This is a genomic window from Shewanella surugensis, assembly GCF_023284005.1.
Taxonomy (GTDB): domain Bacteria; phylum Pseudomonadota; class Gammaproteobacteria; order Enterobacterales; family Shewanellaceae; genus Shewanella; species Shewanella surugensis.
On record NZ_JAKIKS010000008.1, the window covers coordinates 1 to 12,902 of the forward strand.

Annotated in this window: 12 protein-coding genes; 9 read left to right on the forward strand and 3 right to left on the reverse strand. The window is 42.5% G+C overall.

What is annotated here, in order from left to right:
• From L2764_RS03370 to L2764_RS03385, 4 genes are all read left to right on the forward strand, one after another.
• Positions 1-217: transposase domain-containing protein (locus tag L2764_RS03370; protein WP_248938833.1), on the forward strand; the 217-nt coding region annotated here is incomplete at its 5' end.
• Positions 218-548: 331 nt separating this feature from the next.
• Entirely contained in the window at positions 549-1,016 is a 468-nt protein-coding gene (locus L2764_RS03375) for a CesT family type III secretion system chaperone (protein ID WP_248938834.1), read from the forward strand.
• 18 nt (positions 1,017-1,034) lie between these two features.
• Complete coding sequence (locus tag L2764_RS03380) at positions 1,035-1,451, forward strand: hypothetical protein (RefSeq protein WP_248938835.1); 417 nt, start codon at positions 1,035-1,037, stop codon at positions 1,449-1,451.
• Positions 1,452-1,520: 69 nt separating this feature from the next.
• Positions 1,521-2,069, forward strand: coding sequence for a methyltransferase (locus tag L2764_RS03385; RefSeq protein ID WP_248938836.1), 549 nt, complete (start codon positions 1,521-1,523; stop codon positions 2,067-2,069).
• 113 nt (positions 2,070-2,182) lie between these two features.
• Here L2764_RS03385 and L2764_RS03390 read toward each other — a convergent pair whose 3' ends face one another.
• Entirely contained in the window at positions 2,183-2,794 is a 612-nt protein-coding gene (locus tag L2764_RS03390; RefSeq protein ID WP_248938837.1) for a TetR/AcrR family transcriptional regulator, read from the reverse strand.
• 274 nt (positions 2,795-3,068) lie between these two features.
• Between L2764_RS03390 and L2764_RS03395 the strand changes: the two genes are divergently transcribed.
• From L2764_RS03395 to L2764_RS03405, 3 genes are all read left to right on the forward strand, one after another.
• A complete protein-coding gene (locus L2764_RS03395; RefSeq protein ID WP_248938838.1) occupies positions 3,069-4,316 on the forward strand; it encodes an efflux RND transporter periplasmic adaptor subunit in 1,248 nt (415 codons plus the stop codon).
• A 12-nt stretch (positions 4,317-4,328) separates the two neighbouring features.
• On the forward strand, positions 4,329-7,490 hold the full coding sequence (locus tag L2764_RS03400) for an efflux RND transporter permease subunit (protein ID WP_248938839.1): 3,162 nt from the start codon (positions 4,329-4,331) through the stop codon (positions 7,488-7,490).
• A 296-nt stretch (positions 7,491-7,786) separates the two neighbouring features.
• A complete protein-coding gene (locus L2764_RS03405; protein WP_248938840.1) occupies positions 7,787-8,104 on the forward strand; it encodes a hypothetical protein in 318 nt (105 codons plus the stop codon).
• Positions 8,105-8,247: 143 nt separating this feature from the next.
• Here the strand turns inward: L2764_RS03405 and L2764_RS03410 are convergent, their stop codons facing one another.
• Both L2764_RS03410 and L2764_RS03415 read right to left on the reverse strand, forming a co-directional pair.
• Positions 8,248-9,288 carry an HNH endonuclease signature motif containing protein gene (locus tag L2764_RS03410; protein WP_248938841.1) on the reverse strand — a complete coding sequence of 347 codons (1,041 nt, stop codon included), beginning with the start codon at positions 9,286-9,288 and terminating at the stop codon, positions 8,248-8,250.
• 302 nt (positions 9,289-9,590) lie between these two features.
• Entirely contained in the window at positions 9,591-10,514 is a 924-nt protein-coding gene (locus L2764_RS03415) for a hypothetical protein (protein ID WP_248938842.1), read from the reverse strand.
• A gap of 668 nt (positions 10,515-11,182) precedes the next feature.
• On the opposite strand from L2764_RS03415, the gene L2764_RS03420 reads away from it, so the two are divergent.
• The gene (locus L2764_RS03420; protein WP_248938843.1) at positions 11,183-11,488 is read left to right on the forward strand and encodes a transcriptional regulator; all 306 of its coding nucleotides are present in this window, start codon (positions 11,183-11,185) and stop codon (positions 11,486-11,488) included.
• A complete protein-coding gene (locus L2764_RS03425; protein ID WP_248938844.1) occupies positions 11,485-12,750 on the forward strand; it encodes a type II toxin-antitoxin system HipA family toxin in 1,266 nt (421 codons plus the stop codon). The genes L2764_RS03420 and L2764_RS03425 overlap by 4 nt, the downstream gene beginning before the upstream one ends.
• Positions 12,751-12,902 lie beyond the last annotated feature (152 nt).

Below are 12,902 nucleotides of genomic sequence, written 5' to 3' on the forward strand. Positions count from 1 at the left end.
AGTCAAACCGTTTGTGATTGGTCGTAAAAACTGGTTATTTAACCACAACCACCGTGGTGCAGAGGCGAGTGCTATGTTGTACAGCATCATAGAAACGGCGAGAGCGAATGGCTTAACGCCGTTCGATTACATCGAACATTGCTTGGAACAGCTATCTCCCCCCAACTGTGATCTCAATAGTCTCTTACCTTGGCATGTTAATCTAAGCAAGGCGTAGTTCGCCGGACGCTCACATCTTAGTTGTTTCAGTTGGCAGTATTTATAGCAAGAAACCCCGCCCGAGCACTATCAAAAAAGGCCATTGTTATCAATTTGGGGGGGGGATAAGTTAATTTAGCGATTAGTATATGAATTTTTTACTGTTCCTCAATAAATTAAATTTATAGGCGTTACGGGCTACTTGGTTACACTAAAGTCGAGTGTGTTTTTTAGAAGTTTGTCATTAATCTGATAGCCAAATGCTGGCTGTTTTTGCAACAATCCCCACCGCAGAAACACAATGTTGAATCACTAGCAGATTTTAAATAAGGTTAATTGACAGGTGAAACATGATCGATTTGAGAGACAAGTGGCTAAAAGAGCTTAAGTTAAGTGGTACTGATCAGTTTTTCACGTTTGATGAAAAAGGGCTTTGTCAGTTGGCACTTAATGATGACATGCTAATCACACTTTTTAAACCTGAGATAGGTTATCAAGTCGTCATTTTTGGCCAATATGTGGTGAGTGACTTATCTCAATCTATGATGCAAAATATGTTGATAGCGAATAGAAATAATGCGATTAAGGCTGCGCCTATTGTCTCTCTTTCTGAAAATGCTAACGCTTTAGAAGTCCATCTTGTTTTAGGTCAGCAAGAGCTGAGACTTAAGCCAAGTATGAGTCTTGAAAAAGTCATTGATGTACTTAAATATTGGCGAGAGCAAATTATTAATGAGGTGGGCACGCCACAGCGTCTTCAGCCAAATAAAAAAAATCAGAAACAACAATCTACACCGAATCATATCCACTTCATTTAAGAGCGAGAGAATAGTATTATGTCTAGTATGAGTTTTACGCCTGATTTAGGTCTTAATCCATCCGTTTCAGTTGCAGATTTCTATACTGAATTACAGATGCAAGTTAATGAGACTGTTATTAAGGGAATTTTAGAAAGTTTTGGTAAAGATAGTGTTTATCTTGAACAATTAAAGAAAGCTGAAAGCACAGAGAACACCCAAAAAAGTCAGCAATATTCATCTGCAGTACGGGGTTTACAGTCAGAAACATATAACTTCTTTACCGCGACAGATGTTACAGCAGAAAGTCCATTTAAGCCTAATTCGACTCAGTCTCAAGGACGAAAAGAATCAATGCCACGTGATGAGTTGCGTGCGAGATTGCAAGAGAGTCAAGATGTTAGCCTAGATCAACGTAATGAAGTGTCTAGCGTTCAACGGAACAATGAGCTGTAACTGATTTTTAAGATGCGCCACTTTTTCTAATGTACCTGATATAATCCTCCTTTTTTGGAAGGATTGAGTGTGATTGAAGTGGCATGCTTGAGCTTAACCTTATTGATAGGCATTAGCATCATAGTGTCTACCTTACGTACCGGTATTTCGCCGATGCCGAGCTCGGCTAAAGTGCGCCGTGAAATGGTTGCACACATTAATGCCGATATCAATGTATCCCATATTGCCGATTTAGGTTCAGGCTGGGGGCATTTAGCGATAACCCTTGCTAAGGCTTACCCTGAGGTTAAGGTGACGGGATTCGAAGTGTCTTTTTTTCCTTGGCTGGTTTCTGTATTGTGGGTCAAGCTGACTCATTTAGAGAACGTAACGTTTAGGCGGACGAATTTTCTCGTCACTGATTTAGCACCCTATCAAATTTATTGTTGTTACTTGTTTCCTGCGGGCATGCAAAAACTCTCACACAAGCTCCAACAGCAAAAGTTAAACCAGCAAAATATTGCGTCAAGTCCACGCCAACTGGTTAGCAATACCTTTGCCTTGCCTGATCATCAGCCAACGAATATGACGGTGGTTGCCGATCTGTATCGCACTAAAATATATCGCTACGATGTGTAATATGAGTTGATTATTTTATTGCAAATTATTGCGAAAGTTGAGCGGGCTCAAGCCTGAAAATGACAGCTTGAGCTGATCATGAAAAGCGTTTGAGCCAACTTAAAAGTAGCAGCTTAAGATTTAGCAAAAGCGCTGAGTACCACTTGGGCCACTCGGTGTAGCTCTTTATTGCTGACGCCATTGGTCGCTTGTACCGCCATACCTTGTAATACGGTGACGAGATATTTTGCCAATACTTCAGGATCGGTATCCTCTTTTAAATCACCTTCTTCGCGAGCGCGTATAAAACGTTGGCAAAGTTTTTCCTCATTTTCACGGCGTCGATTAATCAAGGCTTCTTTGACACTCGTACCAGACTCGCTGCACGCTAAGGCGCTTTGCACGATAATACATCCCTGAGGATGTTCAGTGTTAGTCAGGTTTTCCGCTGCGCCTTCGAGCATAAATAAGGCGACGTTATAAGCCGTTTTTTGTTCCAGTGCCGGTAAAAAATAACCACAAGGACGCTGCTCATAAAGATCGATGGCTTTTAAAAAGAGTTGCTCTTTATTGCCAAAGGCTGAATACAAGCTGGGTTTATTAATCCCCATTGCTTGAGTTAAATCCGTTAAAGAGGTGCCTTCGTACCCTTTACGCCAAAAAACATCCAATGCTTTTTCTAACGCTTGCTCTAAATCAAAGGTGCGAGGACGACCTACTGATGAGCCATTACACATTGGTGACATGTTGTATTCCTCTTTTTTGGGTACATAAAGCGCATTGACTGTTGTTCATCTCCTTTAATATACGGTCATTGCATAGTAATTGGCCCGATTGTCCATTATCTTTTGGCTATTTTGCCTACTCTATCACATTAAAAAAATATTTTCATACCAAGCGGTACAAAAAAAGATTGACAGAGATGAAAAAATCTTTATATTTACCGATCGGTACATAAACATATTATTCACCCATGAATAATCTCAGTTCAGGGTGAGAAGATAAATTAGGGGCATTGTCATGAGTAAACAATACACTATGAGACTTTTAATTTTGAGCAGCCTTACCGCCTTAGTGTTAACAGCTTGTGGTGGTTCTGAAGAGTCAACAGCAGCAGCCACGGCTAGACCTGCACCCACCGTCGATGTGGCCAATGTCGTGTCGCAGCGTATTACCGAATGGGATCAATTTACGGGGCGATTGCAAGCGCCGCAAACGGTTCAGCTGATGCCGAGAGTGTCAGGCTATCTCCAACAGGTCAATTTCAAAGAAGGCGCTTTGGTTAATGAAGGCGATTTATTATTCCAAATCGATGCCGCCCCATTTCAAACCGAAGTATTGCGCTTAAAAGCACAATTGCAAAGCAGTCAAGCGGCGCAAACATTAGCCAATAGCGAATATACTAGAGCCGAAAAACTACATAAAAAACAAGCGATTTCAGAAGAAATGTTAGAGACGCGTTTTGCGAATAAGCATCAGGCAGCAGCGAGTGTGGCTTCACAACAAGCAGCATTAACCCGCGCCGAACTTGAGCTTGCCTATACCCAAATTAAAGCGCCTATTACGGGACGTGTGTCTTATGCGCAAGTGACAGCGGGTAACTATGTTACAGCAGGAAAAACTGAGCTGACTCGATTAGTGTCCACTGAGAAAATGTATGCTTATTTTGATGTCGATGAGCAAAGTTATTTGGGTTATACCCAGTTAATGAATAAGGCGCGTTTAAACGGCGAACAAAATCAGGGCAGCCAAGTGTATATGGCGCTAACGAATGATAAAGATTATCACTATTTGGGACATATCGATTTTGTTGATAATGCGATAAACCCACGTACTGGGACCATTCGACTTCGCGCGACTTTTAGTAATGACAGTCAACGTTTATTACCTGGATTGTTTGCCCGTATCAAGTTGATGAGTGGTGATGCTTATCAAGGTATTTTAATTGATGAAAAAGCCATTGGCACAGATTTGAATAATAAATTTGTACTCGTCGTCAATGATGAGCAGACATTAGAATATCGTTCCGTGTTATTAGGTGAAAAAATCAATGGCCTTCGTATTGTCACCAGTGGCTTAAAAGCGAGTGATGAAATCGTGGTGAATGGCTTGCAGCGTGTTCGTCCGAGTATGCAAGTGACGCCTAATAAAGTGGCAATGGCAACAGCGGCGCAGCTGACGCAATTACAGCGTGAGCAACAAACATTTGATGATAACGCCGAAGCGCCATTAACGGTCAATACGGCTTCACAGCAAAATCGCGGATAAAGGAGCGGTTAGATGTTTTCGCAATTTTTTATTAAAAGGCCGATATTTGCGGCCGTGATCTCGATGATTTTTGTGATCACAGGGATGATTGCTGTATGGCAATTGCCGATCACTGAATACCCAGAAGTGGTACCGCCAACGGTCGTCGTGACCGCTAATTACCCCGGCGCTAATCCTAAAGTGATTGCCGATACAGTGGCATCGCCTCTAGAGCAAGAAATTAATGGCGTAGAAGATATGTTGTATATGTCTTCTCAGGCGACCTCAGATGGTCGCATGACATTAACCATTACTTTTGCCATTGGTACCGACGTTGACAGAGCACAAACGCAAGTACAAAGCCGAGTGGATAGAGCGAAACCTCGCTTACCACAAGAAGTGCAACGTCTGGGGATCATTACTGAAAAGTCATCACCCGATCTGACCATGGTGGTGCATTTAACGTCACCGGATGATCGTTATGACATGCTGTATTTGTCAAACTACGCCGCGTTAAATGTGAAAGATGAGCTGGCCCGTATTGAAGGTGTGGGTGCGGTGCGTTTGTTTGGCGCCGGTGAATACAGTTTACGTATTTGGTTAGATCCCAATAAAGTATCGGCACTGGGCATGTCACCCCTGCAAATTATTGATGCTGTACGTGAGCAAAATCAGCAAGCCGCAGCAGGAAGCCTCGGCTCTCAGCCCAGTGGCGATGCAGATTTCCAATTACTGATTAATGTCAAAGGGCGTTTAACCACCGTTGAAGAATTTGAAGATATTATTATTCAAGTGGGCCAACAAGGTGAAGTCACCCGTTTAAAAGATGTTGCCAGAGTCGAACTGGGCGCCTCTAGTTATTCATTACGTTCATTATTGGATAATAAAGATGCCGTGGCTATCCCCATCTTTCAGGCCTCGGGCTCTAATGCGATTCAAATATCAGATGATGTTCGCACTAGAATGGCAGAATTATCTAAAAACTTCCCCGAAGGTTTAAGCTATTCGATTGTTTACGATCCGACGGTGTTTGTACGTGATTCGATTAAGGCTGTGGTGAAAACCTTATTAGAAGCGGTATTGCTGGTGGTATTGGTGGTGGTGCTGTTTTTACAAACATGGCGCGCATCGATTATTCCATTGGTTGCGGTACCTGTGTCGTTAATTGGTACCTTTACCTTCATGTATTTATTGGGCTTTTCGCTCAATGCACTCTCATTGTTTGGACTGGTGTTGGCCATAGGTATTGTGGTCGATGATGCCATTGTGGTGGTGGAAAACGTCGAGCGTAATATAGCTGAGGGTTTATCGCCTATCGCCGCGACACAAAAAGCCATGAAAGAAGTGACGGGCCCCATTGTGGCAACCACGTTAGTGTTGGCCGCAGTTTTCATCCCCACCGCCTTTATGTCTGGTTTAACCGGGCAGTTTTATAAACAATTTGCCTTAACCATTACCATTTCGACCTTTATTTCTGCCATTAACTCATTGACCCTCAGTCCTGCATTGGCAGCCTTGTTATTAAAAGGCCGTAATGACAAGAAGGATGTGCTCACTCGGGGCATGGATAAAGTGTTTGGCGCTTGGTTATTTAGGCCTTTTAATCGCTTGTTTAATCGCGCGTCTAATGGCTATGTTTGGTTAGTCAAAAAAGTCATCCGCTTAGGGGCTATTTTCGGTGTGCTGTATATTGGTTTAGTGGGATTAACCGGATTACAGTTTAATTCTACGCCCACAGGCTATGTACCAGGGCAAGATAAACAGTATTTGATTGCGTTTGCCCAGCTGCCTGACGCTGCTTCATTGGATAGAACCGAAGCCGTGATTAAAGAAATGTCACGCATTGCCATGGCCCATCCTGGTGTCGATCACTCGGTGGCCTTTCCTGGACTGAGCATTAATGGTTTCACCAATAGCCCCAATAGCGGCATTGTGTTTACGCCATTAACAGATTTTTCTGACCGCACCGATCCCAGCATGTCGGCGAATGCGATTGCGGCCGATTTAAATCGACAATTTGCCGGTATTCAAGATGCCTTCATTGCCATATTCCCGCCTCCACCTGTACAAGGTTTAGGCACCATAGGCGGCTTTAGATTACAAATTGAAGACAGAGCAAATCTGGGTTATGAAGAGTTGTATAAAGTCACCATGCAGGTCATGCAAAAAGCGTGGGCGACGCCAGAATTAACCGGTGTTTTTTCCAGTTACCAAGTGAATGTGCCGCAGTTAGACTTGGATCTCGATCGCACCAAAGCGAAACAACAAGGGGTATCGTTAGATGAAGTGTTCCAAACCTTGCAGGCTTACATGGGCTCAACCTATGTTAATGACTTCAATCAGTTTGGTCGCACTTATCAGGTCAATATTCAGGCTGATGAGGCCTTCCGTCAAAGCCCTGAGCAAATCAGTCAATTGAAAGTGCGCAACAATCAAGGCGACATGGTGCCACTGGGTTCATTTATCAATGTGACCAATATTGCTGGTCCCGATCGTGTCATGCACTATAACGGTTTTACCACCGCTGAGCTCAACGGCGGCCCAGCCCCTGGATACAGTTCGGGTGAGGCCCAGGCGGCCATTGAAAAAATCTTAGCGGAAACGTTACCTAACGGGATGAGTTATGAATGGACCGAGCTGACCTATCAGCAGATCTTAGCGGGCAATACTGGGATGCTGGTTTTTCCATTAGTGATCTTATTGATATTTATGGTGTTGGCGGCTCAATATGAAAGTCTGACTTTACCGTTAGCCATTATTTTAATCATTCCAATGACCTTACTATCGGCGATAAGTGGCGTATTGCTCTATGGCGGTGATAATAATATTTTCACCCAAATAGGCTTGATTGTGCTGGTGGGACTGGCGACTAAAAATGCCATCTTGATTGTTGAGTTTGCAAAAGAAAAGCAAGATGAAGGTTTGCCTGCCATGGAGGCGATTTTAGAAGCAGCGCGGTTACGATTACGGCCTATTTTAATGACCTCTATTGCTTTTATCATGGGGGTGGTACCGATGGTGTTCTCAACGGGTGCGGGTGCTGAAATGCGTCAAGCGATTGGGGTAGCCGTGTTTGCTGGCATGATCGGTGTGACCGTGTTTGGTCTGTTACTGACACCATTATTTTACTTCTTCTTAGCAAGACGAGGCGAACGAGCTGCTGAAAAAATCACTCAGTCAGCGGTGAGTTGTTAAGATAATAACTTTTTATTCGAGTTGATAATGGAATATAGTCAACTAAGTCATTAAAAAATGCGTCTTTTATAGGCGCATTTTTTATGGGTGCTTTGTGTGTGAATGATAACCATAAATACATCTTTTATTTAAGGCGGTCTCTTTTGTGGTTGAATGAGTTAACAGGGGATAACATAATAGTGTGATGACAGAATTTTATTCTGTTTTCCACTTTGTGGACACCGGTTTATTCTACTATTCTCTGCTAAGAGAAATGATAAGCATCAGCTGGTTTATAGATAGCAAAGGAGCACACTATGTATGTACCCGATATTGATAAAGTAAAAGATAAAATGACTGAATTAGAGGCTACAGGGGTGATTGCTCAATGGGAATTACCTTATGAAAATTTATTAACCAGGTTATCTGCTGCTATCTTTTTTGCTGAGGTCTCCGATGACAGTCAATTAGAAGCGCTATCCAGTGATTTTTCTGAGTATGAGCATTTTTTAGTCCAGACCAATGTGAAAAAAGAAGATGCTCATACTTTGTCACGAATGAGCTATCGAATGACCTTTAGCCAAGAAGAAATTGAACGTTATCAAGAAAACTGCTCTTCTCAAAATGATAAGTGAGTGATAGTGATACTAGGCAGCACTTGTGGTTATTTGGTATTGCGTGATGGCTTATTAAGGCTCAATGACAACATTTCATCAGTCTTGCCTGCTATAACGAAACCACAAATGGCTGCGACATCATCAGTAACGATCAATCGATCCTAATCATGATAAAAGGTATTGGTTTCAATAAACCGTTGATTATGATCGTGTATATAACGTTTAAACCGTTCGAGTGAATCAAAATCCAAGTGAGCAGTGTTGAGCACGGTTTCTTTTTCGATCCCTAAGCCTTTTAATTGCATCGCATCGACAGTGCTGGAGACTTCTAGCACATAGCGGCCATTTTTGGGCGTGAAGCTGGCCAAGTGATTACTGAATAATTGGCTGACATGTGCGCAGAGCATAAGGCCATTCGCCCCATCGAGTTTTTCATCGTCAGTGCAATGTTCCCATGATTTAATGTGCGTCGCTGTGAGCATACAGCTAATGTCGACTAAGGTGACCGCGCAGTGTTCAGATTGCCATAACTCAATGACGTTGCGTCTAAAAATACCCTGACCTATTCGATTATTAACGGCACCAATTTTTGCATTGTCCGTTAAAGGTGCCTCAAGAATATGGGTTAAATCGAAAGAAAGATCATCTTCGAGTAAATGTTCTTGCTTAAAGTCCGGATCCACTAAATCCATTAATACATAGCGATGATTAGCATAATGATGGCTAATATCTTTAGGTTCTTTTAACCAAACAAGATCTTTCGGTTTAAATTTTATATTAAAATTGGAGAGTGGCGGCAGGTCTTTTAAAGGCGTGGTTTCACGCCCTAAGGCGCTGACTTGGGCTTGCATTTCTTCAAGCCAACCTTCCTTTTGATAAACATCAAGTGCCGTTTGTGCTGCTTCTACACTTAAGCAAATGGCTTTTTTGATGTATCCGAAGCATATTTTTCTATTGTCTTTGAGAGTATAAAGCCAGATGTTCCATTTATTGCCTTGAAAGCGATTATTATGGGTATTGATGGCGGGTAAGAAAGCATATTTGAAACCGTCAACTTTTTTGGCGTGATCCCCTAGCCATTCTTCATGACTGTAGCCTTGGCTGTGTTCAAGGCTATCTTTATCAAGGCTTTTGCCTTCTGAGCCTGAAGGCGATGCCCAGTTATGGCTATTCCAGCAAATGCGTGTAATTTTATTATCCATATGAGCCTATCCTTCCGCTGTTTATTGATACCAATTTATCTTGGTATTAACCTCAATCGACTTGAATCTATCCTTTATACTGCTGCTTTTATAATCTGAACGCAAAGCCTAATTGATTATTGATTATCTCGCGAGTTAATTTTTATTTTTTTTTGGGGGGGGTCATTGCTTAGGGGCGGTTGATTTTTAGTGGTTAAAACACGTTTAGCGGGATCGGGATGAGATGAACGTCATCAGAGTGCATTCATTGCTATCGGATGACGTTTCATTGTTGACTTAGTGAGGTTGAGTGTGATTGACAATCAATCAGTCGATACTGTAGTGCACTGATAGGTATAAAGGCTGATGTCGTGGTAGTCACGTTTGCTGACCGATTGGCATTTTTCAGTAGCTGAAGAAAATTGCTCGATATATTGGTCAAAAATAATTTTATTCTCATCCGATGAAAAAATGAAACTCTGACCACTGAGCTGCTCTTTGTCGACGGGAATACTGTTATTATCGGCATCGGTTGCCGCGATGACATTGAAGGTTTCTTTGGCGGGATCAATCGCGACCTGTGCAATCCCCAACGATTGTTGATTGTCATCTTCAAATTGAATATTAATATGCAAGCCTAAGCCATCATAAATCCCATAAGGCAGTTTAAAGCTGATCAGTGCCTTAGAGAGTAAACTGAAGAAATAAGTGCCCCCATAACCGCCAAAATAGGCTTGATAAGCATTGTTTCTTAAGAAAGACGCCTGCATAAAGTCATACACATTGGCCGTTTGTGTGAAACTGCCGTAGTACAAGTATTGATAATCAAAATTGAAAGACGTTTTTGTTGAGTCCAAAAGTGACTTCGTCAGCGTTGCCGTTTTAGGGCTAAGCTTGACGCTTTCGGGGAGAAATTGCGCCAGTGCCTTTCGCGCTTCAATCATCGCCTCAATATTGTCGGACTCTTCAGCTGTCAGCTCAATAACAGTCAGCTGACTCACTGTTTTACCGAAGGCGTTTTCTTGTAGGCTAACGTGAAATTTTATGCCCATTTCATTGTGATGATCCACCACTGCAATAAATTCATCTTGGCTTTTATTGAAATAATTGCGGCTGACGCTTTCCATTTGTGCCAGCGAACACCCATTACAGGTCAGTAGTGTCGGGGTGGGATCCGCCAATGCGCTCGAGGCGCTAAATAAGCCTAAGCTGAACAGAGAAAGTATGAGTGCGGTTATTTTTTTCATGGCTGCCTTTACGGATTGAATAAGAGATCAGTGGATGCTTAAGGAATGTAAATAATAATCATTATCACTAACGTATATCAATTAGCATTAGGTCGACTGTACTAAAGTCGACTGCCGTTTTTTGATGGGCGACGAGCTGTGAACGTAAAGTCAGAAAGCGGAGGGCAATGGCTGAAGAGGGTATTAGCGTCATGAGTTTTTTAGCCACGAGAAAACTGATTCAATAGCCATTTAATCAACATTGCCAAAGCGCATTAAAAGCCAGAGCGTATAGAGAGCCAAAGCGTATAAACTGCCCGAGCGCATAGAGAGTCAGAGCGTATTTAAAGCCAAGATAATAAGGGCCTATTGAGTTAGTGGCTAGAGCCATCAGCTTGATTAAGCGCTATCAGCTTAATCGAGAGCCAATAAAGCTTCTAATGCATTTAAGCGTTTCTTTTTGAGCTTTCAAGGTTTCGAGCTTTCGATAAAAGAGGGGAGAGAGGGAATATGGGGGGACGCGGTCTTAAATGTAGGACTATATTCCCATTATTTTAAATAAAATGGGATTATAGTCCGTTTTATATTTGATTGTTTTTTGAATGATGAGATTGAATTTTTGTACTTAAAGGACTATATTCCTACTAATAGCTTTAAAATGGGATTATAGTCCGTTTATCGGTGGGTTTATGGCAAAGAGAGACTTACATAAGGTGTTGTTTCCTAAACAGCGCAAGGTACTGAGTACGTTTGGTGAAGATTTGCTGTTGGCAATGAAACGCCGTGGTTTTACTAAAAAAATGATCTGTGAACGTACAGGCTTTGATAATAAAACGGTCAATAAGGTATTTGTGGGTGATCCAGGTGTCGCTATTGGCACTTATCTGAAAATAATGGCGATACTGGGAATGGAAGATAACTTTTCCGAGTTAGCCGCTCTCGATGAAGTCGGTATCAAGCTGCAAAATATTAAACTCTTGGATGGTGCCAAATGAGCCGCAGTGTCGTTGAGGTTTATGCTTCTTGGGATCCCATTGAGAAACCATTATTGCTTGGGCAATTAACTTATAGTGATTCTAGCCGTGGTGGAGTATTCAGCTTTGCGTATGACAAAGCATTTCTAAAATCAGTATACCGCTTACAGATAGACCCTCTACTCACCCTTCATAGTGGTGAATTGTACAACGATGCTGCCGATAAAAACTTTCGCGCCTTTTTGGACTCGTCACCCGATCGCTGGGGGCGAATTCTCATGCAGCGCCGAGCCGCTATTGAGCACCGTAAAGGTTTACGAAGCAGTAGCCGTTTGAGTGAGTTGGATTATTTATTAGGCGTGCATGACTCATACCGAATGGGTGGGATCCGATTCAAGACAGCGAATTCGCCAGAGTTTCTTGATAACAACACAGAGTTTTCCGCCCCCCCCATGGCGTCATTAAGAGAGCTGGAACACGCCGCCATTCAAATTGAAAAAGACGAAAACATTGAGAGTGATGAGTATTATCGCTGGCTCAACATGCTCATTTCCCCAGGTTCTTCATTGGGTGGAGCAAGGCCTAAAGCGTGTGTCACCGATGAACATGACCAGCTTTGGATCGCTAAGTTTCCCAATCAAAACGATACCTTTGATGTTGGAGCATGGGAAATGCTGTGTTACGAGTTGGCATTGGCTGCAGGGGTTGAGATGTCTCCAAGTGAAATCCGCAAATTTTCATCGCAGCATCACACCTTCATAACGAAACGTTTTGATCGCATTGGCAGTAAACGACTCCATTTATCATCGGCGATGACGCAATTACAATATTTTAATAATAAAGAGAATGATGGTGAGCATTCTGAAGGCGCCAGTTATCTTGAAATCGCGGAGTTCCTGACTAACCGAGGAGCGCAAACCAAGGTGGATTTAGCTCAGCTATGGCGTCGGATCGTGTTTAATATTGCGGTATCCAATACCGACGATCACCTCCGTAATCATGGTTTCCTATTAACGAGTCAAGGATGGAAGTTATCGCCAGCCTATGATTTGAACCCCATTGTAGGTAAACAAGGATTACACCTAAACATTACCGATACCGCCAATGGCCTCGATTATAATTTGGCATTTGAGGTTATCGATTTCTTTCGTTTAACGCATGCTGAGGCGACTCAAATTTATGATGAAGTATTGAGCGCAGTGAAAAATTGGCAGAAAGCCGCGGACCGCTTAGGGATCAGCAGAGGCCAGCAGTTAATGAAACAAGCAGCCTTTAATGTGTAGTCACAGTAAGTAAACGCATAAACTGCCAGAGTGTATAGAGAGACAATAAAGGCCTGTTGTGTTAGTAGTTAGCAATTAGTGGCTAAGGGCTGACGTTGAGGATATAGAGCTAGAATATTGAGTAAATAGCCATTATGATGTCCTTTTTATGC